Source organism: Pseudomonas sp. K2I15 (assembly GCF_002204795.1).
Classification (GTDB): domain Bacteria; phylum Pseudomonadota; class Gammaproteobacteria; order Pseudomonadales; family Pseudomonadaceae; genus Aquipseudomonas.
Map to the genome: position 1 here is coordinate 23,538 of NZ_NIXO01000014.1, position 24,762 is coordinate 48,299.

20 protein-coding genes are annotated in these 24,762 nt (G+C 60.2%); 13 read left to right on the forward strand and 7 right to left on the reverse strand.

What is annotated here, in order from left to right; translation table 11 throughout:
* Positions 1–15: 15 nt before the first annotated feature.
* Both CEC48_RS11330 and CEC48_RS11335 read left to right on the forward strand, forming a co-directional pair.
* Entirely contained in the window at positions 16–609 is a 594-nt protein-coding gene (locus CEC48_RS11330; RefSeq protein ID WP_046819003.1) for a phosphoheptose isomerase, read from the forward strand.
* Positions 606–1,187 (forward strand): BON domain-containing protein, encoded by a 582-nt coding sequence (locus CEC48_RS11335; RefSeq protein ID WP_088423809.1) that lies wholly within the window; start codon positions 606–608, stop codon positions 1,185–1,187. Before CEC48_RS11330 ends, CEC48_RS11335 begins: the two co-directional genes overlap by 4 nt.
* 68 nt (positions 1,188–1,255) lie before the next feature.
* Here the strand turns inward: CEC48_RS11335 and CEC48_RS11340 are convergent, their stop codons facing one another.
* Together CEC48_RS11340 and CEC48_RS11345 are read right to left on the reverse strand one after the other, a co-directional pair.
* On the reverse strand, positions 1,256–2,032 hold the full coding sequence (locus CEC48_RS11340) for an OmpA family protein (RefSeq protein ID WP_088423810.1): 777 nt from the start codon (positions 2,030–2,032) through the stop codon (positions 1,256–1,258).
* A 218-nt stretch (positions 2,033–2,250) separates the two neighbouring features.
* Positions 2,251–2,895, reverse strand: coding sequence for an MBL fold metallo-hydrolase (locus CEC48_RS11345; protein ID WP_088423811.1), 645 nt, complete (start codon positions 2,893–2,895; stop codon positions 2,251–2,253).
* A gap of 163 nt (positions 2,896–3,058) precedes the next feature.
* On the opposite strand from CEC48_RS11345, the gene CEC48_RS11350 reads away from it, so the two are divergent.
* Genes CEC48_RS11350 through CEC48_RS11370 form a run of 5 tightly spaced genes read left to right on the forward strand, consistent with a single transcriptional unit; the run spans position 3,059 to position 6,872 of the window.
* A complete protein-coding gene (locus tag CEC48_RS11350) occupies positions 3,059–3,655 on the forward strand; it encodes a paraquat-inducible protein A (protein WP_088423812.1) in 597 nt (198 codons plus the stop codon).
* Entirely contained in the window at positions 3,652–4,296 is a 645-nt protein-coding gene (locus tag CEC48_RS11355) for a paraquat-inducible protein A (protein ID WP_088423813.1), read from the forward strand. Before CEC48_RS11350 ends, CEC48_RS11355 begins: the two co-directional genes overlap by 4 nt.
* Positions 4,277–5,932 carry an intermembrane transport protein PqiB gene (locus CEC48_RS11360; protein ID WP_088423814.1) on the forward strand — a complete coding sequence of 552 codons (1,656 nt, stop codon included), beginning with the start codon at positions 4,277–4,279 and terminating at the stop codon, positions 5,930–5,932. Before CEC48_RS11355 ends, CEC48_RS11360 begins: the two co-directional genes overlap by 20 nt.
* A gap of 17 nt (positions 5,933–5,949) precedes the next feature.
* Complete coding sequence (locus CEC48_RS11365) at positions 5,950–6,504, forward strand: PqiC family protein (RefSeq protein ID WP_088423815.1); 555 nt, start codon at positions 5,950–5,952, stop codon at positions 6,502–6,504.
* Between the two features lie 23 nt (positions 6,505–6,527).
* A complete protein-coding gene (locus CEC48_RS11370) occupies positions 6,528–6,872 on the forward strand; it encodes a hypothetical protein (RefSeq protein WP_088423816.1) in 345 nt (114 codons plus the stop codon).
* Positions 6,873–6,881: 9 nt separating this feature from the next.
* Here the strand turns inward: CEC48_RS11370 and CEC48_RS11375 are convergent, their stop codons facing one another.
* From CEC48_RS11375 to CEC48_RS11390, 4 genes are all read right to left on the reverse strand, one after another.
* A complete protein-coding gene (locus tag CEC48_RS11375) occupies positions 6,882–9,611 on the reverse strand; it encodes a LuxR C-terminal-related transcriptional regulator (protein ID WP_088423817.1) in 2,730 nt (909 codons plus the stop codon).
* Between the two features lie 315 nt (positions 9,612–9,926).
* The gene (locus tag CEC48_RS11380) at positions 9,927–11,291 is read right to left on the reverse strand and encodes a DUF1329 domain-containing protein (RefSeq protein WP_088423818.1); all 1,365 of its coding nucleotides are present in this window, start codon (positions 11,289–11,291) and stop codon (positions 9,927–9,929) included.
* 43 nt (positions 11,292–11,334) lie between these two features.
* Positions 11,335–13,197, reverse strand: coding sequence for a DUF1302 domain-containing protein (locus CEC48_RS11385; RefSeq protein WP_088423819.1), 1,863 nt, complete (start codon positions 13,195–13,197; stop codon positions 11,335–11,337).
* Positions 13,198–13,528: 331 nt separating this feature from the next.
* Complete coding sequence (locus CEC48_RS11390) at positions 13,529–15,211, reverse strand: fatty acid--CoA ligase (protein WP_088423820.1); 1,683 nt, start codon at positions 15,209–15,211, stop codon at positions 13,529–13,531.
* 367 nt (positions 15,212–15,578) lie between these two features.
* Here CEC48_RS11390 and CEC48_RS11395 point away from each other — a divergent pair, with 367 nt between their 5' ends.
* The 6 genes from CEC48_RS11395 to CEC48_RS11420 all read left to right on the forward strand — a co-directional run bounded on the left by CEC48_RS11395 (position 15,579) and on the right by CEC48_RS11420 (position 23,715).
* Positions 15,579–16,064, forward strand: coding sequence for a DUF3304 domain-containing protein (locus CEC48_RS11395; protein ID WP_088423884.1), 486 nt, complete (start codon positions 15,579–15,581; stop codon positions 16,062–16,064).
* 329 nt (positions 16,065–16,393) lie between these two features.
* On the forward strand, positions 16,394–18,415 hold the full coding sequence (locus CEC48_RS11400; RefSeq protein ID WP_371917761.1) for a DUF2235 domain-containing protein: 2,022 nt from the start codon (positions 16,394–16,396) through the stop codon (positions 18,413–18,415).
* Positions 18,402–18,986: a DUF3304 domain-containing protein gene (locus tag CEC48_RS11405; RefSeq protein WP_088423822.1), complete on the forward strand. Its 585-nt coding sequence runs from the start codon at positions 18,402–18,404 to the stop codon at positions 18,984–18,986. The genes CEC48_RS11400 and CEC48_RS11405 overlap by 14 nt, the downstream gene beginning before the upstream one ends.
* A 28-nt stretch (positions 18,987–19,014) precedes the next feature.
* Complete coding sequence (locus CEC48_RS11410) at positions 19,015–19,272, forward strand: PAAR domain-containing protein (RefSeq protein WP_088423823.1); 258 nt, start codon at positions 19,015–19,017, stop codon at positions 19,270–19,272.
* A 74-nt stretch (positions 19,273–19,346) separates the two neighbouring features.
* Entirely contained in the window at positions 19,347–20,429 is a 1,083-nt protein-coding gene (locus tag CEC48_RS11415; RefSeq protein WP_256579699.1) for a hypothetical protein, read from the forward strand.
* Positions 20,413–23,715: an ImcF-related family protein gene (locus CEC48_RS11420; RefSeq protein ID WP_088423825.1), complete on the forward strand. Its 3,303-nt coding sequence runs from the start codon at positions 20,413–20,415 to the stop codon at positions 23,713–23,715. The genes CEC48_RS11415 and CEC48_RS11420 overlap by 17 nt, the downstream gene beginning before the upstream one ends.
* On the opposite strand, the gene CEC48_RS11425 is transcribed toward CEC48_RS11420, so the two are convergent.
* Positions 23,690–24,676: a DUF1853 family protein gene (locus CEC48_RS11425; protein ID WP_088423826.1), complete on the reverse strand. Its 987-nt coding sequence runs from the start codon at positions 24,674–24,676 to the stop codon at positions 23,690–23,692. The two genes, CEC48_RS11420 and CEC48_RS11425, sit on opposite strands and share 26 nt — an antisense overlap.
* Positions 24,677–24,762 lie beyond the last annotated feature (86 nt).

Sequence of the window (24,762 nt, forward strand, 5' to 3'; positions counted from 1 at the left end):
CTTAAGGTCACACAGATGGACATGCAATCCCGAATTCGCCAGCTTTTCCAGGCCAGCATCGATACCAAGCAACAGGCGATGGAAGTACTTGCACCGCACATCGAGCAAGCCAGTCAGGTCATGGTCAACGCCTTGCTCAACGAAGGCAAAATGCTTTCGTGCGGCAACGGCGGTTCGGCCGGTGATGCGCAGCATTTTTCCTCCGAGCTGCTCAACCGCTTCGAGCGTGAGCGCCCGAGCCTGCCGGCCATCGCCCTGACCACCGACACCTCGACGATCACCTCGATCGCCAACGACTACAGCTACAACGAAATCTTCTCCAAACAGATTCGCGCCCTTGGCCAGCCGGGCGACGTACTGCTGGCGATCTCCACCAGCGGTAACTCGGCGAACATTATTCAAGCGATCCAGGCCGCACATGATCGTGAAATGATTGTCGTAGCATTGACCGGACGCGACGGCGGCGGCATGGCCTCGCTGCTGCTGCCCGAAGACGTGGAAATTCGCGTCCCGGCCAATGTCACCGCACGTATTCAGGAAGTCCACCTGCTGGCGATCCACTGCCTGTGCGATCTGATCGACAGCCAACTGTTCGGGAGTGAAGAATGACCGTTAAACGCCTTAGCCTATTGGCAATCACGCTGTGCCTAGGCATCAGCGGCTGCAGCTCGGTAATCGAAGCCAGCCGTGACACGCCCATCCAGGACGATAAAGGCACCCGTACTTTCGGCAGCAAAATCGATGATTCGCTGATTGAAACCAAGGTTTCCGTCAACGTTTCCAAGGCCGCTCCGGACTTGGGCAACGGTGCTTCGCGCATCGTGGTCGTCAGCTTCAACGGTGTGGTACTGCTTACCGGGCAAACCCCGCGCGCCGACCTGAAGGCCCAGGCTGAACAAGCCGCCGCCACCGTTCAACGGGTCAAGAAGGTCCACAACGAATTGCAGGTGATGGACCCGATCACGCTGCTGGCAATCAGCAACGATGCCCTGCTGACCACCAAGATCAAGACGCAGATGCTGACCGACAACGCGATCCCGGGCTCACGGATCAAGATCGTCACCGATAACGGCATCGTCTACATGATGGGCCTGCTGACCCAGGCAGAAGCCACACGCGCTGCCAACCTGGTACAGGGCGTATCGGGCGTACAGAAGATTGTGAAGCTGTTCGAATACATCGACTGATGTAATCAGCAGCCACAAAAAAGGGCGCCGTGCATTGACTGCACGGCGCCCTTTTTATTGGCTACGGGTTACTGGTACTGCTGGTACGGGTTGCCCTGGAACTGGTTGTTCTGTTGCGGCGCTTGTTGTTGCTGGGCGGCTGGCTGGCCGTATTGCTGGCCAGGAATCGGGCCCAGGTTGACCTCTACGCGACGGTTCTGGGCACGGCCATTGACGTCGGCGTTGCTGGCAATCGGGTTATCCGGGCCGGCACCGCGAGCGGTCAGGTTGGTCGGGCTGACACCTTGGGACGTCAGGTAGTTAGCCACGCTTTGTGCACGACGCTGGGACAGGTCCATGTTGAGCTGGCGGGTACCGGTGCTGTCGGTGTAGCCCACGATCTGGATGGTGTTCTGGTTGAACTGCTTGAGGGAGTTCGCCAGGTTGTTCAGCGGCGTGTAGAAGCTGCTGGAGATCGCGTCCGAGTTGGTGGCGAAGGTGATGTTACCCGGCATGATCAGCTTGATCTGATCGCCCTGGCGCTGCACCTCAACCCCGGTGTTAGCCATGCTGGCGCGCAGTTTCTTTTCCTGCTGGTCGGCGTAGTAGCCGTAGCCCGCACCACCGATACCGGCGACGGCAGCGCCGATCAGCGCACCTTTGCCGCGGTTGTTGTGGTCGATGGCGGCACCGGCCAATGCACCGGCCAGGGCACCCAGGCCACCGTACTTGGCGGTTTTGCTGATGCCGCCCTCTGAACCATTATTCGCCTGTCCCTGGCTGCCGTCATAAGGATTAGGTGAAGCGCAGCCGGACAACAGGGCTACGGCAGTAGCGACAACAAGCAGACGACGAGAAGTGAACATGAAGGAAGCTCCTACTTTTGCATTCTGTGATGCAGAGGACATTGGCAATGGACCTGTGCCGAGCTTGGAACACGACAAACGGTAAAAATTCCATGCCCGGTCACCAGTGTGCACAGTGAAACCCTAGCAGAGACTTCCTGAACGGTAATTGTCATTTTTTCTATAAGTTTCGTCTGATAGTCGCCACTTGGTATCCGAAAAAACACCCACGTTTTTCTTCACGCCCGGACAAATGGATTCTCACGCATTTCATCCCCCAGGCGCGTATCCGGACCGTGCCCCGTCACCACAACAGCCGCCTCATCCAGGGTGTAGAGCCGTTGCTTGATCGAGCGCACGATGGCCGCCTGATCACCGCCCCACAAATCCGTACGCCCCACGCCACGCCGAAACAGGGTGTCGCCGGCAATCAGCAACTTCGCATCGGCAAACCAGAAACTCATCGAACCGGGTGTGTGTCCAGGTGTGTGCAACGCCACACCACACCCACAAACCAGCTCTTCTTCATCCTCCAGCCAGCGATCCGGCGGCGGCACTGGGGTGTAGGGCACGCGGAACATCTGGCACTGCATTTCCAGGTTGTCCCACAAAAACTGGTCTTCCTTATGCAGGTGCAAGGTGGCGCCGGTCTTTTCCTTCAACTGCCCGGAGGCCAGGAAGTGATCGAGATGGGCATGGGTGTGGATGATGCTGACCACTTTGAGACCAAGAGCATCGAGCCGCGCCAGGATCAACTCATGGTTGCCACCCGGGTCGACGACGATGGCTTTCTTGGTGACTGGATCACCGATGATCGTGCAGTTGCACTGCAACGGGCCGACCGGGAACGTTTCACGGATCAGCGCGGGGGGCTGAATATTCATGGGGGTTCCTGCAAATTCAAAGGTACATTCTGCTGCACAGTATGTTCGACCCTGCACCCGATCTGAAAGTGCTCGCAAGCGCACGGCTGTCAAACTGACCCACTGCTAAGCTACTCTGGCGCAAGTCTACAACGCGCAACCTATAGCGCTTGGAGTGGCACTCGTGGCGACCCTCAGCCCATTGATCATCTGCGAACACTGCGATTGCGTGTACGAAAAAGTCACGCTCGCCAAACATCAGAAAACCCTCTGTACCCGCTGCGCAGGCGTGCTCCAGCGCTATAACGGGCTGTCGGTGGAACAACGCCTGGCCTTGACCCTGACCGCTACCGTGCTATGGGTTTTCGCCAACTTCTACCCGGTGATGAGCATCAGCCTGCAAGGCCTGAAAAGCAGCGCCACGTTATGGGACTCGGTGGTGGCGCTGGCCCAGGGCCCGATTACATTCATTGCGCTAGTGGCAGCCATTTCCATCATCATCGCGCCGGTCTTCCAGTTGCTGCTGTTGATCTGGGTGTTGAGCTTTGCAATGAAGGGCAGGCGCTCGCCGGCGTTCAAGGTGTGCATGCGCTGGCTGGAAGCACTCCGGCCCTGGAGCATGCTCGAAGTCTGCCTGCTGGGCGCGATGGTGGCGGTGTTCAAGCTGGCGGGCATGCTGGATGTACTGCCCGGTACCGGCCTGTTTGCCCTGGCCGCCCTCAGCCTGTTGCTGATCCGCATTGCCGGGCGTGATATTCGCGACCTTTGGGACACGTTATGAACCAGCCACCCACCGCCAGCGAGCTGAACCTGTGCCTGTGCCACAGCTGCGGCCAGGCCTGCGATGTCAGCACCAACCCCGACGACTGCGAGCGTTGCGGCGCGCCCCTGCATCGGCGCAAGGTCCGTTCATTGACCCGCACCTGGGCCTACATGCTGACGGCGCTGGCGTTTTATGTTCCCGCCAATCTGCTGCCGGTGATGAACACCTCGATGCTCGGCTCGGGCGCCGACAGCACCATCATGAGCGGTGTGCTGGAGTTCTGGCAGCACGGCGCCTGGGACATTGCCCTGATCATTTTCATCGCCAGCATCGCGGTACCGGGCATCAAGTTTGTGGCACTGACGCTGCTGCTGATCACCGTGCAACGCAATAACCAGTGGGCGCGCAAGGAGCGCTCGAAGCTGTTTCGCTTCGTCGAGGTGATCGGCTACTGGTCGATGCTGGATGTGATCGTGGTGGCGCTGGTGGCCGCCCTGGTGAGGTTCCAGGCCCTGGGCACCATCGAGCCGCGCCTGGGGATTTTATTCTTTGGCCTGGTGGTGGTATTCACCATGCTGTCGGCGATGAGTTTCGACCCACGCCTGATCTGGGAAAACCCACACAACGAGGAGATGCCGGATGGCGTCGCAAATCACTGACAAACCAGTGCCTGCGGGCTCGCCTGCGATCAAAACGCGGCGCTTCAGCGTTTCACTGGTGTGGATCGTGCCGATTGTCGCGGTGCTGGTGGGCATTTCGCTGGTGGTGCACAGCATCCTTCAGCAAGGGCCGAGCATCACCATTACCTTCAAGACGGGTAGCGGCCTGACCGCCAACAAGACCGACGTCAAATACCGCAACGTGGTGATCGGCCAGGTAACCGACGTGGAATTGAGCGACGACCAGAAAAGCGTCAACGCCACGATCAAACTGGCCAAGCAGGCTGAAAGCTTCACCCGTGAAGATTCGCAATTCTGGGTGGTGCGCCCGCGTATTGGCGCGGGGGGCGTTTCCGGCATCGACACGCTGCTGTCCGGGGATTACATCGGCGCCGACATCGGCCAGTCCGATACCCGCGCCAACCAGTTCAAAGGTCTGGAAAACCCGCCACCCATTACCTATGGCGAGCCCGGCAAGCGCTTCACCCTGCACACCCAGGATTTGGGTTCGCTGGATATCGGCTCACCCGTCTATTACCGCAAGATCCCCGTCGGCCAGGTGGTGGCCTATGCCCTGGACGCTGACGGCAAGGGCGTGAACATCGACGTGTTCGTGCATGCGCCGAATGATGCCTACGTCACCGAAAACACCCGATTCTGGAACGCCAGCGGGATTGATGTGAGTGTCGGCGCCAATGGGTTTGCGCTGAAAACCGAATCCTTGTCGTCCATGCTGGTGGGCGGCATCGCCTTCCTGGCCCCGCCGTACAGCCCCGACGACAAGCCGGCCAGTGAGGAGCATTCCTATGAACTGTTCGCCGACCAGCAAACCGCGCTGGCCCCGCCCAATGGCAAGGGGCAATACCTGAACCTGCGTTTCGATCAAGCCTTGCGTGGGCTCACCGTCGGCGCCCCAGTGGAGTTCCTGGGGATCGAGTTTGGCAAAGTGGTGTCGATCAACCTGGATTTCGACGACAAAAAACGCAGTTTCCCGGTCAACGTCGGTATCGTGATCTACCCGCAACGCCTCGGCGAAGCCCACACCAAAATGCTCACGGTGTTGAAGCTTGACCCTGAAGACGAAGCCGGGGGCGTGCGCTTGATGGGCAGCTTCATCGAAAACGGCCTGCGCGCCCAGGCCCGCAGCGGCAACTTGCTGACCGGCCAGCTGTACATCGCCCTGGACTTCTTCCCCAAGGCTGAAAAAGTCGTGTTCGACCCGAAACAGCGCCCAGTAAGCATTCCGACCATCCCCGGCAACCTGGAACAACTGCAGGAAAAACTCGAAGGCATCGTCAACAAGATCAGCCAACTGCCGATCGATCGGATTGCCGGCAACCTCGACGGCAGCCTTGTTGAACTGCGCAAGGTCCTTGGCCAATTCAACGCCAAGACACTGCCGGGCGTGCAGAACACTTTGGCCGACGTTAGCAAAACCTTGCAGTCCGCCAGTTCGACACTGGCCGAAGACTCCCCGCAACGCGAACAGTTGACCCAGACCCTGGATGAACTGGGGCGCATGTCGCGCTCCCTGCGAGAGCTCTCGGATTACCTGGCACGCCATCCCGAATCACTGATTCGCGGTCGCCCCGACAACGCTGCGCCCTCGGACCTGCAAGGGCCACCGCGCAAATGACCACAGGAGCAACCCCCATGGCTTTGCCGTTGAAGATCACGTTGCTCACTGCGTTGCTGCTGCTTGCAGCATGCCGCAGCGAGCCGATTCAATTTCACACCCTGACGCCTGTGCACCGCAGCAACGCGTCACTGGCTGCGGGCGGTGAAATTCGCATTGAAAGTATCACCGTCCCGCCGCAGGTCGACCGGCCGCAGATTGTCATTCGCCAAGGCGCCAGCGGCGTGGCGATTCTTGAGACTCAATGGTGGGCCGCCAGCCTGGTGGATGAGTTACGCAGCGCGTTGGTGGATCAACTCGCCAGCAACCGGAAAAACCTGTCAGTGCGCATTGAAGTACAGCGCTTTGACTCGATTCCCGGGCAGTACGCCCTGCTCGACGTCAAATGGCGGCTTCGCCAGTCAGGCACAGATGAACGCACGCCGCTGACGTGCCGCACGGTCGTGCAGTCGCCTTCCGGGCCTGGCATTGATGACCTGGTGACTGCGCAGCAAAACAACGTCAAACGGTTCGCAGCGCTGCTCAGCCAGGTCGCCGACACGGCACCGAGTGAATGCCCCGCAGTGCAGTAAACATTGATCCAAGGGATTGAGACATGCGCACATTCTGGAAGTGGTATTTGCAACTGCTGGAAAATGATTTCAGCACCCAGGTCTTCGACAATGTGAAGAACCTGCTGGTATGCGCGCTGCTGTTTGCCGCAGGCACCAATGCACTGGCCGGGAAACATGAGCTGTTTCTCGGCATATTGGCCTCAAACGTGGCCGGGTGGGGCTTGATCGTGGTTTCAACGTTGCTGATGGTACTGAATGTCAGCGATGGCATCCGCCGGCTCGCCAAGCTTCGTTATCACTTGGTACTTCAACTACTGCTTATCCTGGTCTATGTGCTGGTGGCAGAACGCGTGGTGGAAATCGTTTGGGGCTTTCGGTCCCATTGATCGAGGCGTCTACCCCAACAGCCCCATCTCCTGCGCCCGCGCCACCGCCTGCGTGCGCCGCTCTACCCCAAGCTTGCTGTTGATATGGCTGGCATGGGTTTTCACGGTGTGCAGGGAGATAAACAGCCGATTGCTGATTTCCTGATTCGAGCAGCCTTGGGCAATCAGGTGCAGCACCGCCAGTTCGCGGGTGCTCAGGGTTTCAAGGGTGTGCGGGGTTTCAACCACCGCAACATCCGGCAAGAGTGCCAACAGGCTCTGGTTCGGCAATCCATGGGGATCCCGGGCGAGCTGCTCCCGCGTCCAGTCAGGGTAGCGCTCCAGCAAACGCTGGAAAGGTTGCATTGCGCCACCGGCAGCGGCTTCAAGCGCACGGGCAAATACCGGGCGGGCCCGGGTTTCCTGGTCGCCGTCCAGCAATAGCAATGCCTGCTGGGTAAGCGCCATCAGGCTGATCATCTGCCGGCCGCTGTTATGCGCCTGGCCTGCCAGTTCGTCGAGCCGTTGCAGTGAAGCCGCCGGCTGATGGCGGATGGCGTCGAGCGCTGCCTGTTGCAGCTCGATATGTTGCGGCAGGTGCGGGTGAAACTCCGGCGCGGCCGCAGCCTGTTCACCGTTGTAGGTTTGCCCCAGACGCGTCAGCCAGGCATCGGCCAGGTCGGTGCGGCCCTGGGCCAGCCACAACTCGCATTTGACCAGGGTGATCATCGCCAGGTAGAAGATCGGCGGCACGTCCCAGATGTGCATCAAGCGTTCGGCCTCAGCCAGCTCGGCAAAGGCCATGGGGAAGTCGCCACGGCGACCTTCGAAGCTGGCGATCACGCAATGGCCGATCAACACGCTGATGTCCCGGCAAGCTCGCGCCTCGGTCAAGCCTGCACGCAGGCGAGCCAGCCCGGCTTCGGGCTGACAGCGCATCAGCAGCAGATAGCCTTCGTACAACGCCAAACGGGCACGCACCGCGTACAGCCGCTGCGGCGCCAGGCCCTGTAAACGTTGCAGGCCCTGGCGCACTTCATCCAGGGAACGCAGGATTTCGCCGCGAGCCTGCAACACCCGCGCGCGGTCGTAATGGGCCAATGCCTCAAACAACGGATTGCCGACGCGCTGGGCCAGCTCCAGAGATTCGCGATTCAACCCCCGGGCGCGCCAAAGGTCGCCGTCGACAATGGCCAGGTTGGACAGGGTCGACAGGCACATCAACCGCTGACCATACCGTTTGTGCGGCAGGCTTTCCAGGGCCTCGCTGCAATACAACTGGGTCAGTTCGCGATCGCCTCGGCCCCGGGCAATGATCCCGCTGAGGGCCAGCCATTGGGCCAGCATCGACTTCTGCGCGGTGGCCGACGGCGCCGGTAGAAAACGACTGAGGTGACTGGCCAGCTCTTGCGCCGCATCCAGTTGGCAGGCCAAGCCCAGGGCCCAGCTGTAGAGCACGATCAGGCGTGGCGTGCTCATCAGCAAACTGTCGGGCAAGTCCATTTTCCAGCGCAGCAGCATGCCGACGTTTTGCTCCGCCAGCAGTTGCTCTTCGGAGAGGTTCTGCACCAGGTTCGCCGCCACGTCCAGGTGGCCGGCACGTAGCGCCTGCTCCACCGCCTCATCGATCAAACCCTGGGCATTGAACCAGCGACAGGCCCGCAGATGCAGGCTGGCAGCCGGCAACACGGCATTACTCGCGCGCCGGGTGCGCAGCAAGTCTGAAAACAGATGGTGATAACGGTACCAGTGGCCCTGCTCATCCAGCGGCACCAGGAATACCTGGTGGGCTTGCAGGTAGCGCAGGATCTCCGTGCTGTCGTGGGCCTCGCGCACGGCGTCGCACAGTTCGCTGCAAAAGCGCTCCTGGGACGCGGTGTCGTAGAGAAACGCCTGGACTTCCGAGGGCAGGCAGTCGATGACTTCTTCGAGCAGGTAATCGCGGATCAGCCCTTCCCCGCCGTGCAGGCCTTGGGGTAGCGCGCCTTCGCTGCCCGCCTCGGAGGCCGCGAGCAGCCAGAAACGCAGGCCGGCCACCCAACCCTCGCTGCGCCGGATCAGGTTATCCAGGGCTTCGCCGCGCAATGAACTGCTGTGGCGATCCAGCAACGCCAGGGATTCGGCGTGAGTCAGGCGCAGGTCCTGCTCGTGCAGTTCGAGCAAATGCCGGGACAGGCGCAGGCGCGCCAGGTGCCAGTCGGGGCGTTGACGGCTGGTGACCAGCACCAGTAGGCCGCCGGGCAAATGATTGAGGAAAAATTGCAGGCAGCGGTCGAGTACCGGGCCCTGGGCCAGATGGTAGTCATCCAGCACCAACAACAGCGGCGCCTGGGTCGACAGGTGCACCGTCAGCTCATCCAGCAGGCCGTCGAGCCATTCTTCAAAGGCGAAGGGTTGATGACGCTGGCGCATTTTCAGCAAGCCCAGGGACTGGGCACCCAACTGCGGGAAGTATTGTTGCAAGCCGTCGAGCAGGCGCTCAAGGAAACGTCCCGGGTCGCTATCCCGAGGGCTGAGCCCCAGCCACAGGCTTTGCCAATGGGCCGGCAGGCTCTGGCAGAACTCCACCGCCAGCGAACTCTTGCCGAACCCGGCCGGTGCGCTCACCAGCAATAAACGCCCGGCCAACCCTTCACTCAGCCGTTCGCACAGGCGGGGTCGCAACACATAGCCGTCAGGCAGTGGGGGTCGATAGAAGCGACCTTCCAGGGTCGGAATTACCGCGCTGGCAGGCCCTTGAATTCGGGACAGATCAGTCATCGCCGGGCTCTTGTAGAAGGCTGTTGTCGGCATTGCAGATGTCCGCAGACTAGCGGTAAAAGCGGCAGCTTTGTAGATCTTTGCAACAATTGTCTGAAAAAGACTACGACAAGAAATATCCGAACTTCTTCTATCACCACCGATCCGCTGTGGCGAGGGAGCTTACTCCCGCTGGAGTGCGTAGCGCTCCCGTTTTGGGGCCGCTACGCAGCCCAGCGGGAGCAAGCTCCCTCGCCACAGTAGCCCCGCCCGCCCATAAAAAAGCCCCGAACCAGTCGGGGCGTTTTTCGAGGATGCGGCCTCGTTTACAGCACGTTAGCGAACACCATCCTGGCGCAGGGCGGCCGGGGTGAAGTCGCTGGTCGTAGCAGTGAAGCCGAAGTCATAGGCCTGTTTCTCTTCGTTCTTCATGCCCAGTGCCAGGTAGCGGCCGGACTGCAGGTCGTAGAGGGTTTCGAGGGCATACCACGGCACTTGCTTGTCGTAGTAGTTCTCGGCGTGGGCTTCAGCCACGCGCCACAGTTGGCCACGACCGTCGTAGTGGTCGATAACCGCTGCTTGCCAGGTGTCTTCGTCGATGAAGAAGTCACGCTTGGCATAGATGTGGCGCTGGCCTTCCTTCAGGGTTGCAACCACATGCCACACACGACGCAGCTCGTAGCGAGCCAGGTCCTGGTTGATGTGGCCAGCCTTGATGATGTCGACATACTTGAGCTTCGGATCGTCGAGTTTGTAGCTGTTTTCGGCGATGTACAGTTCCTTCTTGCCTTCCAGCTTCCAGTCGTAGCGATCCGGTGCACCGTTGAACATGTCGAGGTTGTCGGAGGTGCGCAGGCCGTCGGCGGCGGTACCCGGGCCGTCATAAGACACTTGCGGCGCCCGGCGCACACGACGCTGGCCAGCGTTGTAGACCCACGCCGAACGCGGTTCTTTCACTTGGTCGAGGGTTTCGTGCACCAGCAGCACACCACCGGCCAGACGTGCCGGCGCGGTCACTTGTTGCTTGAAGTAGAACAGGATGTTGCCCGGGTTTTTCGGGTCGTAGTCCTTCATTTTGTCGCGGAACACGAACTGGTCGCGAAAGTACACCAGGCTGAACGAACCGTTGGTTTGCGGCGTGGCCTGGGTGACCAGGCGCGTCACGCTGCCGCCGCGATAGCGGGTGATGTGGTTCCAGATAACTTCCACGCCGCTTTTCGGAATTGGGAACGGTACGGCGGTTTCGAAGCTTTCCAGGCCGTTGCCGCCGGACACCAGGTTGGTGCTGGTGGCGTTTTTCTTGATGGCGGCAAACACATCCGCAGGCACCGTGGCGCCGCGATGGGTCGGGTAGACCGGCATCTTGAACGTGTCGGGGTAGCGCTTGAACATCGCGTACTGCCCAGGCGCCAGCTTGTCTTTGTACTGCTCGACGTTTTGCGCGGTGATGGTGAATTGCGGTTGTTCGCTGGCGTACGGGTTGGCCAGGAAGCCACGGGCATCCACGGCGCCGGCGTTGGTTGGCAGTGGCGACCATTTAGGGATAGTGCCGGCCGCGTTGCCGGCCATTTCAGCACCCATCGGGGTCAGGGTCGTGCCCAGCTTGGCCGCTTCATCCGCCGAGACTGCCGCCATGACGCTGCTCGCCATGATCGACAGCCCAAGCACACCCACCTGCAACAGACTTTTAGTTATTTTCATGTTCTGGTTCTTCCTGAAAACATACTGCTTAAAGAGAGTGTGCTTAGAAGTTCACGCCGACGCTTAAGGCGATGAAATCGCGGTCGTCCACGGTGCTGAAATCGCCTCCAAAGAAGTTGGTGTAGTTCAGGCTCGCGGTGTAGGTGTTCTGATATTCAGCATCCAGGCCGAGGCTGACCGCCTTGCGGCCTTCTTCGAAGTTGCCACCAGGGCCAGGCGAGTAACCTTTGACGTCGTGGGACCAAGCTACGTTAGGCTTGAGGTTGACACCGGCAAACACGTCCGGGTATTCCCAGATAGCCCGGGCACGGTAGCCCCAGGAGGTTGCGGTGGTGAAGCCGTCGTTGTTGCAGTTGGTATTGAGGCTACTGGCGTTAGGCAGACCCGCGCCTTGGGCGGTGGAGTTGTTGAGCGCAGCGCAGGCGCCGTTAGGCAAAGTACCTGGGCCAAACACCGGATCACGTCCGTAGCGAACTTTAGACTTGCTCTCCAACCCACCGACATAGGTCATACCGGCTTCGCCCACCAGCGTCAGGCGGCTGGCGCCCATGACCTGATCAAAGAAGTGGGTGAACGTCGTTTGGAGTTGAGTGATCTCTTTGCGGTTGTAACCATGCAGATCCTGTCCCGGGACCCCTTTCAACAGCGAGGCATTGCCGAGTACCGGACCGCCCAAAGGCACCACCCCGGCATACAGGATGTCTGTAGAGTTCAACTGCACAGGTGCGTTCGGCCGATAGCTAACCTCGCCGCTCCAAGCCGTCCCCGTAGGCAACGTGGTGGAGAAACTCAAACCAAAGAGATGGATGTCTTCCGGATACTCCATGAAGTATTGCGAGTTACCCGCCACGACCAAGGGAGCGGCCGTCCCCAAAAAGGGCGCCCTGTTGTAAACCGACTGAGATGCGCCGGTGGCACTGAAAATCGGCGCACGGCTGTGATAGTTCATGTAGTAGGCACCGAACTCGGTGTCCAGCGGCTCAAAATTGTAATGCATCGCGAAGCCGTACTGGCCGCCATCACGGGCGTTACGGTTAGGACCGCGACGCACCAAAACACCTTCGTCGTTGATGTCCACGCCCAAGCCGTTCAAGGTGGGTATAGCGGCAGGGTTGATCGTCGAACGCTTGTTCAACACCCGCAAGTTGTCGTTACAGCCAGTAGTGACGATGTCTGGCTGCGAGAAAAACGTGCCGCAGTTATCCGTAACGGTCTTGTCCCAACCAATCTGATAGAAGCCTTCAGCCGACAGGTTGTCGGTCAGCGTTTGCGACACGTAGAACATGTTGACCGGAATCAGGCCTTCCTTGATCTCGGCCCCCGGACGACGGAACGCGGACACGTCAATCGGGTTGATGGCGTTGATGCCGCCACCGATAAAGGTGCTTTCGCCCCAGCTCACTACCTGCTTACCCAAACGCACGGAGCCCGGCTCATCGGCAATCGAGTAGTTGTGGTAGACAAAGGCATCGAGAATCTGCCCGCCTGAAGACCTGGCGCCGGTTGGGCGATGGTCGTTACTGACGTTCTTGAAGTCCAGGTCTTCGTTTTGCAGCGCGAAGTCATACCAGTACTTGCCCCGGACAAACACGCCGGTGTCGCCATACTTCAACTCAAGGTCATGGATACCCTTGAAGATCTTCGAGAAGGCATCACCCTTGTCGAAGTTCAGGTGACCGTCATCAGAGGTTTGCGACAAACCCCTGCCGCCGTTGTTGACGCCAATCAGGTCTTTGTTGCGACCCGCCGTCGACCAACTGGCCCCGACCGACAGGGACGAGTCAAAGCTGCCTTCGATTTCACCGATGTTGAAACTGACGCCGAATGCGGGCCCGGCGAGCGTAGAGGCGAGGCTGACGGCCAAGGGCAGTTTTGCCCGGCGCCAGAACTGGTGTGCTGAGATCATCGACGCTACTCCATGTGCATTATTGTTATGGCAGTGAGTCGTTTCTAAGGTGCTTGTAACGGCCGGAATACAACGACTCCAATGCCGGGCGAACACATGAACCCGCCAGGCTCACAGCACCGCACCTTGAAAAACTCTGGGTTGGACTATAGCCAGCAGGGGGTACCGCTTGATCCCTCTAAAGTGTGATTTGCATCACCAACCCGTCTGCCACAGTCCTTTCGCCATGCTGACGAAGGCCAGCGCGGCAAGGATGGCTGAAAATTGGCAAATCACAAGTGAAGGCTTGGAATAGAGCGCTGCCGTGCTCGCGAGGGCACGGCAAGCAGCGTCAGAGGGTGGAGAGGAAGCTGCTGTTGTTGGCCTGCCATTCAATGATGTCGATACGGATACGTTTTTTGTCGAGCTTGCCGACGCTGGTCTTGGGAATTTCCGTAACAACGGCGATCTGGCTCGGAATCGCCCACTTGCTCAAGTGGCCCAATTCCACGAACGGCTTGAGATGTTCCTTAAGCTCCTTGGCCCCTATCACATGGCCATCACGCACCACCAGCAACGCAAACGGGCGCTCGCCCCACTGCGGGTCGGCAATCCCCACCACCGCTACTTCGCGTACCGCCGGGTGACGGCTGACCAGGTCTTCCAGCGCCAGGGAGGAGATCCACTCGCCACCGGTCTTGATCACGTCCTTGATGCGGTCGCGAATATCGATCACGCCAAAGGCGTCGAGGGTGGCCACGTCGCCGGTGTGCATCCAGCCACCGGCCCACAGCTCGGCGCCCTTTTCCGGTTCGTTGAAATAGCCTTCGCTGAGCCACGGTGCGCGCAACACCAATTCGCCCTGGGATTCGCCGTCTGCGGGCAGGAAGTTGCCGTCGCCGTCGATAATCGCCGCCTCCACCAGCGGCCCGGGCACGCCGGCCTTGATGCGGTAGGTGGTGCGTTCGTCTTCGGTGCCGGCCATCAGTTCTTCATTGAGGTGGGCGCAGGACACCAGCGGCCCGGTTTCGGACATGCCGTACGCAGCAGTCAGCTGAATCCCACGGGCCTTGGACGCTTCGTACAACGTGCGATTAAGCGCACTGCCGCCGATCACGATTTTCCAGCCGCCAAAATCCACGCCCTGGCCAGCCTTGGCGTTGAGCACCATTTGCAGGATGGTCGGTACGCAATGGGAGAAGGTGACCTTCTCCTTGCGCCACAGCTCCACCAGGTATTCGGGGTCGTAGCGGCCGGGATAAACCTGCTTCAGGCCGAGCATGGTTGCGACGTACGGCAGGCCCCAGGCGTGCACGTGGAACATCGGCGTGATCGGCATGTAGACGTCATTGGTGCCCAGCAGGCGCACGCTGTCGACGCTGCCCATGATGGTCGCCACGCCCATGGTGTGCAGCACCAGTTGGCGGTGGGTGAAATACACGCCTTTGGGATTGCCCGTGGTGCCGGTGGTGTAGAAGGTGGTGGCGACGGAATTTTCGTCGAAATCCTGGAAGTCGTACCGGGGGCTTGCCGTCGCCAGCAGCGTTTCGTACTCACCGACGAGGTTGGGCAGCTCGGCGGTTTTTTCCGCGCCGTCGGTGAGCAACAGGGTTTTCTCGACGGTGGTGAGGTGGCCGGCGATGGCCTGATAAAGGCCCACAAACTCACTGTTGACCAGCACAAAGCGGTCCTCGGCGTGGTTCATGGTGTACAGAATCTGTTCCGGCGACAGGCGCACGTTGATGGTGTGGATCACCGCGCCAATCATCGGGATGGCGAACATGCACTCCAGGTAGCGATGGCTGTCCCAGTCCATCACGGCCACGGTGTCACCGGCCTTGACCCCGGCCTCGGTCAACACGTTGGCCAGGCGGGCGACGCGCTCGATCAGGGTCGGATAGGTATAACGCAACTGGTCGCGGTAGACGATTTCCCGGGTTTTCTCGTAGCGTGTCCCGGACATCAACAGGCGTTTGATCAACAGCGGGTACTGGTAGGCGCCTTCGGCGGGCGGGATAACACGAGTCTGCAACATACTAATCCCTTATCTGACTGCACGGTCTTGGCTGAAACATCTGCACTGTAGAGCGCTTATGTTTCAGCCAAATCAGCCAAAGGAATGATTTGCAGAGCCCAATGAATGCTAGCTTTGCGCCAGTATTCGCTTAGTGATGTGGCCCAATGTGATCGGGAAGCACCCTTCACTGAAAGGCGAACCTTCTGACATTCGTCGTGGATAGCAACTCTTTACTCTCTGGGCTCGCAAAGTTCAGGGATAAAAAGGTATGCCCCTCAATCCTTCATCGTTCCCTTTCATCAATCTGAGAGGGCGCCACATCAGCAGTCGCTTCCATCCAGCCACGAGCCAGGTGTTTGCGCTTCCGGGACTACCCGTAGTCGCCATGCTCTTCGGCTTGGTGGGTGCCTTGGTTGTTCCAAGTGCCCATGCGGGCACGATCGAAGGTATCAACCATACGCATTGGGCGATAAACCATTTCAGTGTGGATGGGCGTTCCGGTATCGACATTATCGGGCCTTATCAGGGGGGCGGCGGAGGGTGTTGTTATGCCGCGCCTTCGAGGTGGAAGCCTGGAATGACGGTGCGGGTTGATTGGGAAACTGGAACTGGTAGTTCAGCAGGTTTTCCAGGTTTTGCGGACAGGGAAAAATATTACGCCTGGCTTGAAAAAATCGATGCGCAAACTCGTCAGCACAGCAAAAACGTACTGGTACCGGATTACACCGGTCAAAAAGTCTGTGGCATCACCGTGCACTTTTTGCCCTGCGACGAGCTTCAGGTCACCACCTCCTGCTACGCCTATGGCAGCCCCGAATACCCAATCAAAACGCCTCTGCACTTGCCGGAGCCTCAGTCATGCCCGAAGTGAATCAAGCCTCTTTCTGTTACCCGCCGCAGTTTCCGGAGCAGGGGCGCTTGCCCTCTCGAGCGGGCCAGGTTCATCAAAATATCCGGCGTCAGTCTCAGCAAGAGCGGGATTATCACGACTCCCTGTGCGTGGCTGCTGGCCGGCGCGTCCTGGCGCCCTGCAGCAAGACGTTGCATATCAGCCTGTTCTTCGACGGCACGGGCAATAACCTGAATAACGACCTGTATTTATCCGATCCCAAACACCCGACGAATATCGCCCGCCTGTTTCGTGCAAGCATTGGCGAGGGCCATGCCGGCGGTACTGCCCACAGCCGCCAGGCGCAACATTTGACGGACGCAGCGGGGGTTGGCAACGGCCAATACTTCAAATACTACATGCCCGGGGTGGGCACGCCGTTTCCCGAAGTCGGCGACCTGAACTACAGCGCACTCGGCCTGGCCACGGCGGCATTCGGCGAAGAGCGGATCAACTGGGGCTTGATGATGATCATCGACGCTCTGCGCCGTACGTTAGCGTTGCCCCGGCTGGATGACGCCAGTTTACGGGCGACGGTCAAGGCCATGGGCGCGCCAGCGGGGTTTGAGGGTTCCATTGGTGCCAGCTTCCGTCGTCATCAGTATGAGAAACAGTTGGGCGCATTGGCCAAGCCATTGCGTGTCGCCCTGACGCAACCTTCGCCCGGTTGGCCCAAGCTGCTGGGGGTCAGGCTTTATGTGTATGGTTTTTCCCGTGGCGCGGCGGCGGCACGGGCGTTTGTCAGTTGGTTGAATGAGCTGTCATCGCCTACTGAGTCGCAACCGGCATTGCCACTGGGGGACTTGAAGCTTCCGATCAGTATCGAGTACCTGGGGTTGCTGGATACGGTGGCATCGGTGGGCCTTGCCCATGCGGTGCCCGGAGCGGACGGGCACATGAGCTGGGCGGATGGCACTCAGGAGTTGCCCACCAGCAGCCTGGTCAAGCGGTGCCTGCATATCATTGCCAGTCATGAGCAGCGGTTGTGTTTTCCGCTGGATTCGATTCGGCGGGAGGGGGGCGGTTATCCGGCCAATAGCGTTGAGGTGTTGTATCCAGGGATGCACTCGGATCAGGGTGGGGGGTATCCGCCGGGGGATCAGGGGAAGGCTGTTGGCGATGATGATCGGTTACTGCTTTCGCAGATTGCATTGAATGATTTATATGCCGACTCCTTTGCTTACGGTGCGCCGTTTAAGGTTCCAAAGGGAGCCTTGCCAATAGAGTTACGCCATGAAGTTTGGAGAGCGATGGATCTTGAAATGGTCGAGGAATTTGGTGTTTCTCTAACCTTAGTCAACCGCTTCAACGCCTGGCGTCAAGTGACATTGGATTTGCCCCTGGCTCCACAACCGCTATCCCCTGAACAAATCGAAAACTACCAACCCATCCCGACCACCGACACCGTGGAAAGCGCCCTAATCAACCAAATGGGCTGGATCACCGCCTGGCGTATCGACCGTTATGCTTTCGCCACACTGAAGCAAACTGACTTCTACCGCCAGGCCAGCGATTCCGAAGCCGACCCGTCGGTGAGCAAACTGGCCGAGGCCAACCGCGACAAGAAACAGGCCGCCATCGTAGTGCGCCGCCAAGAGCAAAAACTTCGCGAACAACTCACGTTCGACCCCAAAAAACCGCAGGAGCCCGGCGTCAAGGATTTCGACGCCGACATGGCCCAAACCCAACTGCGCGAAGCCGCCGAAGAGTTCGGTACCGGCTACCGAACGGACAGCTTCGTTTCCAATGCTGTGCGCACGACGCGCATAGCGCTGATCCCGGATTTGCCGGCCGCCATGCCGCCCATGCCACTGACGTTGGCCATACAGAAGCAGCAGTCCGTGCTGAAGGCCATTGATAGGGCGCGGGCCGAGAGTGATCAGATGAAAACAAGCGGTGTGGCCAGGGTCAGCCTGTTGTTCCCGCCGCCGGTACACGAGCGTAATCATATTGACGAACGCACCCGGCTCAACGTCGATGAGGGTCGCAACGCCAACAAACCTGAGGGGCTATTGCGCGCCCTGTTCGATGATCAGGTCCACGACTCCCGCGCCTGGTTTCTGTATAAGGCGGGCCGCGAGCCATTTGGCAGTTATTTCAAACTGCGCATGGTGTTCTTCGGCGATGCGGGCAGGAGAGACATCGCGTTGTATCGCGAAGAAGACGGGGTGATGGTCGCGGGCGCCGAGACGCCGCTATTCGCTGACCCAGCCCTTGTGGCGCAGCAGCCGGGTATGACGGATGAACGCCGTGCGGAGGCGCACAAAGCCATCGATGAGCTTTGGCAGGCTTACTACGCCAGGGCGAAGGAGCTTAAAGATGCGCAGGTTTGAGTCTGTTTTCCGCCGGCTTGCACAAGGCGTAAAACCTTTGCTCAAGTTTGGCTGGTGGCGTTCGATAGTCGGTGCGATTTGCGGGTTGGCCGGCATCACACTCGTTCAAAATACGCAGGCCGGCACCCTTGAGGCGGTCAACCATACTCATTGGGCGATCAACCATTTCAGTGTGGATGGGCGCTCGGGTATCGACATCATTGGTCCTTATCAGGGGGGCGGAGGTGGGTGTTGCTATATCGCTCCGGCTCGGTGGCAACCAGGTATGACGGCGCGTATCGATTGGGAGACAGGTGCTAGTGGTATGAGCGACTTGGCTGATGAGTTTCCTGGCTTCGCAGACGAGGAGAAGTACCTTGTTTGGAGAAACAAAGTTCGAGCCCAAAAACGCCAACACTCCAAACGAGTCCCAATCCCCGACTACACCGGCCAAAAAGTTTGCGGCCTCACCGTGCATTTCCTGCCCTGCGACGAGCTCCAGGTCACCACGTCCTGCTACGCCTACGGCAGCCCCGAATATCCGATCAAAACCCCTCTGCACCTGCCGGAGCCCCATTCATGCCCAAAATAAAATTCGCCCGATGGCCAGAGGTATCGCGATGAAACCGATAATTCGACAGGGTGACACCCTGCGTGAGTTTGGCGGCAAGGTCCTGGAAGGACACTACGTGTGCGATGACCTGCCCATCGCCTGTCAGGGCGACGCCGTGCGCTGCAACCTGCATGGTCTGACACACATCGCAGAAGGCTGCGAAGGGGTGCAGTTCGACGATTGCCCGGTCGCGCTGCATGGTCACCGCTGCGCCTGCGGCTGCACGCTGGTCAGCTCGCTGCCTAATAACTGGGTGGAATCATGAGAACCGCTCCTGAGTATTCTGCTTATCCCAGAGCACGAAAACCCGATTACTCGCGGTGGTGGGCGGGAGGGGTGGTGTTGCTGTTTTTGGTGATCGTTAGCGTAGGGCTGCGTTTTACCAGCAGTAGTTTTCTCGGTTGGGAGGACACCGCCTGGTGGGCTAAAGGGAGTGTCGGTCTGGTCTATACGTTGGCGATATGGCCGTTGGCATTTGTAGCTCGCGTGTTGTACCACAGCTTTGCTTCGCACAATGCTTATTGGTATGCCAAGACAACCGGGCAGATTCAGCAAGACTGGTGGGAACGTCATCGCCAGAAAGTCGCGCTGATGGATGCAGTGCTGCTGGGACCTTCATGCAGCACGCGACAACACGGGCAACAGTTGCTCAGCCCCGACCATCAGCCTCCAACGCCTGAAGCAAATCCTGAAGGCCCGGTGATTCGCCTGCCGCATGTGTCGGGGGCCGACAGTGCCGAGCGCGAACACCAACTGGCAAGATTGTTGGCCTTGCAATGGGATGAGCAGCGCGAGAAAACCGAGGTGTTACAACCGCTGTGTTGTTATTGGCAAGGTTCGTTATCAGCCTGGCAGGTGTTTGTCGAACAGATGACGCAATGTTGCCCGCAGCTGCGGTTGCCTGAGTCTCCCGAACCCTGGCAGGGGCTGCGTAGCCTGGACTCGATCATCGACCGCTTACAGCACGCGCCTGACGCCATTCGTGTTTTGTGTGCCGGATGCCAATCCACCTCGCCCGAACGTGACCGTTTATTGCCCGCAGGCGAGGCGGCGGTGCTCTGGTGGCTCGGCCCGCGAGGCGGTGTGCGATTTTCCCGGGGGGAATGGTTTACCACCGCCGAAGAGGAGTTGGCGACCGTGGCCCAACGCGCTCTGCAACAGAGCAAATTGGAGGCTCCCGCGCCGAGCTGTGTGTCGTTCTCCCAACCCGATATTCCCGAGTTAAGTATTGCAGGCTGGAACATCGAAAAAAGCCTTCAAGACGCCAACTTCGGTGCCCTGGCGGGCCTCGAACTCATGGTGGCGTCGACTCTTGCCGCCTGGCACGCCGAGCAGCATGGGAAGCCCTGCGCCTGGTTAGCGAACGATCCCCATCACACCCTGGTTCTTGGAGTTGCGGAAGCTGATGAATCAAGTCAATGAGTCTCCCAAATTATCTGTCTTTGGCACCGTGCTTCTGTTGGGGCTGTTCATTGCCTTGCTGGTTGCCGTGGGTTTGGCCGGCTGGTGGTGGTGGACGGGGCCCCACGTCTTCAGTCGTGCGCTCGTGATGGATACCCTGATCAAAGGATGGCTGGCCTGGGCGCTGCTGTTCACCACGGCAGCACTGACCTGGTGGGTAGTGCTCAATGGCGTGCGCAACCTTGTAAAAGGCAGCTGGCAGATTCCGTCTTTGCTTCAGGCCAAGCCAGCCGCCCATAAGAGCCATCCAGCGTTGGTCGAATCCCTTCAGCAAAAATACGGCTTCTTATGGCGCCTCAAGGTGCGTTTTTTTATCGTCTTCGGCGAGCCTGAACAGATTACCGCCATCGCCCCCAGCCTGACCCAGGACCACTGGCTGGAAGGACAAAACACCGTCCTGTTGTGGGGCGGCAGCGTGCATACCAAACTGGATGAGTCATTGCTGGCGCAGTGGCGTGCACTGAGCCGCTGGCGCGCTCTGGACGGTGTCGTCTGGGCGCTCAGCAGCGATCAAAGCGCTGACGATGCTGCGATGGCCGCCGGTGTTCGCTACTTGCGGGACCTGTCCGCTGGACTGCGCTGGCAACTCCCGCTCCATCTTTGGCAGGTCTGCGACAGCCAATGGCCGCAAGCCAAACGTCAGGTCGACGCCGTCGGCTGTCGGCTGCCGCAAAAACTCACCGCCGCCGCCCTCGAAACTCGTCTCGCAGCCCTCATCGAGCCCCTGCGCAACGCCGGCTGGGCCCAGATGAAAATCAACAACGCCCACGACTTCCTCCTGCGTCTGGCCCGCGATCTGGGTGCCGAAGGCATTCCCCGCTGGTGTCAGGCGCTCGCACCGTTATTCGGTCAGTTCGCCCGCGGCGTGCCCCTGCGTGGCTTGTGGTTCAGTCTGCCGGTGGAGCGCATTTCCAAGGATCATTTCTGGCCCATCGACCCGGCCTGGGAAGGTGTTCTGCGGGACAAACCCTTTATCAGCCGGGTCGGTTGGAGCACCCCGCGTATCGGCTACGCCCTGGCCATGAGCCTGACGCTGGTGTGGGCCGCCGGCCTGCTGCTGTCCTACGTCAGCAACCGCGCCCTGATCAGCCACGTGCAAACCTCGCTGACTGCGTTGCAGCACTCCAGACAAGGCGACGAACAGTTCCAGGCCTTGCACGAGCTGACCCGCGAACTCGCGCGGCTGGACTACCGCGCCGAAAACGGTACGCCCTGGCACCAACGTTTCGGCCTGAACCAGAACCAGGCCCTGCTCCACACCCTGTGGCCGCGCTATGTCGACGCCAACCACCGCCTGATGCGCGATCCGGCTGCGGCTAACCTGCAACGCCAACTCATGGCTTTGATCCAGCTTGCGCCGGACAGTCCCGAGCGCGCCAGCGAGGCCCGGGTCGCCTACGGCCAACTCAAGGCCTACCTGATGCTGGCGCATCCGGAAAAAACCGACGCCGAGTTCCTCGCTAAAACCCTGAATAACGCCGAACCGTTGCGCCCCGGCGTCTCCCCCGGCTTGTGGCAAACCCTGTCGCCCGATCTCTGGCAGTTCTACAGCAAGCAACTGCCCGCGCATCCCGAGTGGCGCATCCCGGCCGACCCGAAGCTGATCGCCCAGGCCCGGCAAGTTCTCCTCGGCCAACTCGGCCAGCGCAATGCCGAAGCCAGCCTGTACCAACAGGTGCTCGACGCCTCCATCAATCACTCACCCGCCCTGGAGCTGCGCCAAATGGTCGGTGCCACCGACGCCCAGGCGTTGTTTTCCAGCGATGCCCGGGTGCCCGGAGTGTTCACCCGACAAGCCTGGGAGGGCCAGGTGAGCCGGGCCATTGACGACATTGCCGAAGCCCGTCGCGAACAAATCGACTGGGTCCTCAGCGACCAGCTCAGTGATATTGCCAGCGACCTGACGCCGGCCATGCTGAAAAAACGCCTCACCGAGCGCTACTTCGACGACTACGCCAGCGCCTGGTTGGACTTCCTCAACAGCCTGCGCTGGCATCCCTCCGACAGCCTGCCCGATGTCATCGACCAATTGACCCTGATGAGCGACGCCCGCCAATCGCCGTTGATCGCACTGATGAACACCGTGGCCTATCAGGGCCAGGCCGGCACCCGTGGCCAAGGGCTGAAAGACACGTTGGTGAAATCCGCCCAGCAACTGATTGGCCAGGACAAGGTGCAGATGATCGACCCACCACTGCAAACCGGTCCATTGGACGTGACGTTCGGCCCGCTGCTCTCCCTGATGAGCCAAGAGAAGAGCCTCAACCTGCACACCTTCCTCACCCAGGTCACCCGTGCCCGTCTGAAGCTGCAACAAATCAGCCAGGCACCTGATCCGCAGGGCATGATCCAGGCCTTGGCGCAAAGCGTGTTCCAGGGCAAGAGCATCGACCTGACTGACACCCAATCCTACGGCAGCCTGATCGCCGCCAGCCTCGGCGCCGAGTGGTCTGGTTTCGGCGAAACGCTGTTCGTGCAACCACTGGATCACGCTTGGCAGCGCGTGCTGCAACCCTCAGCCGCGAGCCTCAATCGCCAGTGGCAGCGTGCGATTGTCACGCCTTGGCACAGCGCTTTCGCCAGCCGCTACCCGTTTGCCGCCACCGCCAGCGACGCCTCGTTACCGATGCTCGGCCAAATGATCCGCGCCGACTCGGGGCGCATCGAACAGTTTCTCCAGAGCCAACTGGGCGGCGTGTTGCGTAAGGAGGGCAACCGCTGGGTGGCCGACCGGCACAGCCAGGGCCTGCGCTTCAATCCGCAGTTTCTCGCGGCTATCAACCAACTGAGCGACCTTGCCGATGTGCTCTACACCGACGGTGGCATGGGCCTGAGTTTCGAACTCCAGGGCAAGGCTGCCCGAGACATCGTGCAAACCACCTTCATCCTCAACGGCGAACGGCACCACTACTTCAACCAGAAAGAAAGTTGGCAACGCTTCACCTGGCCCGGGCGCAGCGACTATCCGGGAGCAAGCCTGAGCTGGACCAGCGTGCACACCGGAGAACGTTTGTTCGGTGACTACCAGGGCACCTGGGGCCTGATTCGCCTGCTGGAAAAAGCCCGGCTTACTGTACTGGACGATGGCGATAGCCGCTACCGCATGGTGCTCAAGGCGCCGGACGGCCTGGATCTGACCTGGCACCTGCGCACAGAACTGGACGCCGGACCGCTGGCGTTATTGAAATTGCGGGGTTTTACGTTGCCGGCGCAGATTTTTCTTACGGGGGAGCGGAGTGAAGGATGAATCCCGGGGATGTGATCGTCCCTGGTACGTTTGGCCACAGGTCCGCCACCAGGAACAACCGTTCAGCTTCTTCCCACTCGCCCTGGCTGTTTTCCACCAGGCGCACCAGCAATTGCGCGGGCGCCATGGGGTCCAGCTCGGTCAGCCAGTGTTGCATCCGGGCTGCGTCCCAGGCTTCATCCGCCGGGTAGTGCGCCGGCGCCAGCCACGCGTGGCGGGGTAGCGGTTGCCAGCGACCGGCTGGGCTTTGCTCGATAAAGCTCGACCAGTCGCGCTGATGCAGCCAGCGCCCATTCAGGTGTTGCGGATGGGCGCCCACCGGCGCGTGCGCCATGCCGGGCCATGGGTAAAGCAAGTACCCGCCCAGCCACAGGTGGGCATCAAAGTCCTGGATATCCAGCGCTGCCAGCACTTCGCGGCTCTCTGGCCGGGCGGAGATCGGCAATTGATGCTGGGCCAAGTGAGCCAGCTTGCGGTCCAGCCGGTCATGGCAGCCCGGGCCCAGCCATTGCGCGGTGTCCCGGCCATCGCCGTCCTGGGGGCCGAGGTAAAGTTTGATCGCCAGTTCCAGGTGGTGCACGCCGTCGCGGTCACGCAGCAGCATGTCCAGCTCGCCCAACGTATGCCCGGCCTGGCGGATCGGCAGGTTGGCCGCCATCAGCTCCACGCCCGGCGCGTGTTGCACTGCAAACTGCCACAGCCGTTCGTAGTACAGGCCCAGTCGACGGGTGCGTGCCTGGCTCAGCCAGTGCAGCAAGGCGCTGCTGTCCTGGTCCAGTTGGCGCAGCCACTGCTCCAGCAAATGTGGGGCCTGCACCCAGTCGCTGCCGGTCAGCGGGTGGCGTTGCGGCCACGGCGTTTGCGCGAGCATCGGCGGGGCGAGCATCACCCACGCGAGGTCGCGCACCTCGGGGTGACGCAGTTGGCGGGGCAGGTGCTGTAAATCAGGGAACAGAGTCATGGTCCGAGCATAGCCCTTTACGGCCGGGAAGGTGGCTGAGAACCGTTGTCGTCTGGGGTTTGCGGCGACAAAGGATTTTGTGTAAC

What these genes read in the sequence shown, in the direction of transcription:
- CEC48_RS11390 (WP_088423820.1), bottom strand. Translation starts at nt 15,211, where the DNA reads ATGTTGCAGACTCGTGTTATCCCGCCCGCCGAAGGCGCCTACCAGTAC.
- CEC48_RS11360 (WP_088423814.1), top strand. Translation starts at nt 4,277, where the DNA reads ATGGCGTCGCAAATCACTGACAAACCAGTGCCTGCGGGCTCGCCTGCG.
- CEC48_RS11425 (WP_088423826.1), bottom strand. Translation starts at nt 24,676, where the DNA reads ATGACTCTGTTCCCTGATTTACAGCACCTGCCCCGCCAACTGCGTCAC.
- CEC48_RS11340 (WP_088423810.1), bottom strand. Translation starts at nt 2,032, where the DNA reads ATGTTCACTTCTCGTCGTCTGCTTGTTGTCGCTACTGCCGTAGCCCTG.
- CEC48_RS11420 (WP_088423825.1), top strand. Translation starts at nt 20,413, where the DNA reads ATGAATCAAGTCAATGAGTCTCCCAAATTATCTGTCTTTGGCACCGTG.
- CEC48_RS11345 (WP_088423811.1), bottom strand. Translation starts at nt 2,895, where the DNA reads ATGAATATTCAGCCCCCCGCGCTGATCCGTGAAACGTTCCCGGTCGGC.
- CEC48_RS11410 (WP_088423823.1), top strand. Translation starts at nt 19,015, where the DNA reads ATGAAACCGATAATTCGACAGGGTGACACCCTGCGTGAGTTTGGCGGC.
- CEC48_RS11405 (WP_088423822.1), top strand. Translation starts at nt 18,402, where the DNA reads ATGCGCAGGTTTGAGTCTGTTTTCCGCCGGCTTGCACAAGGCGTAAAA.
- CEC48_RS11355 (WP_088423813.1), top strand. Translation starts at nt 3,652, where the DNA reads ATGAACCAGCCACCCACCGCCAGCGAGCTGAACCTGTGCCTGTGCCAC.
- CEC48_RS11375 (WP_088423817.1), bottom strand. Translation starts at nt 9,611, where the DNA reads ATGACTGATCTGTCCCGAATTCAAGGGCCTGCCAGCGCGGTAATTCCG.
- CEC48_RS11370 (WP_088423816.1), top strand. Translation starts at nt 6,528, where the DNA reads ATGCGCACATTCTGGAAGTGGTATTTGCAACTGCTGGAAAATGATTTC.
- CEC48_RS11365 (WP_088423815.1), top strand. Translation starts at nt 5,950, where the DNA reads ATGGCTTTGCCGTTGAAGATCACGTTGCTCACTGCGTTGCTGCTGCTT.
- CEC48_RS11385 (WP_088423819.1), bottom strand. Translation starts at nt 13,197, where the DNA reads ATGATCTCAGCACACCAGTTCTGGCGCCGGGCAAAACTGCCCTTGGCC.
- CEC48_RS11380 (WP_088423818.1), bottom strand. Translation starts at nt 11,291, where the DNA reads ATGAAAATAACTAAAAGTCTGTTGCAGGTGGGTGTGCTTGGGCTGTCG.
- CEC48_RS11395 (WP_088423884.1), top strand. Translation starts at nt 15,579, where the DNA reads ATGCTCTTCGGCTTGGTGGGTGCCTTGGTTGTTCCAAGTGCCCATGCG.
- CEC48_RS11335 (WP_088423809.1), top strand. Translation starts at nt 606, where the DNA reads ATGACCGTTAAACGCCTTAGCCTATTGGCAATCACGCTGTGCCTAGGC.
- CEC48_RS11330 (WP_046819003.1), top strand. Translation starts at nt 16, where the DNA reads ATGGACATGCAATCCCGAATTCGCCAGCTTTTCCAGGCCAGCATCGAT.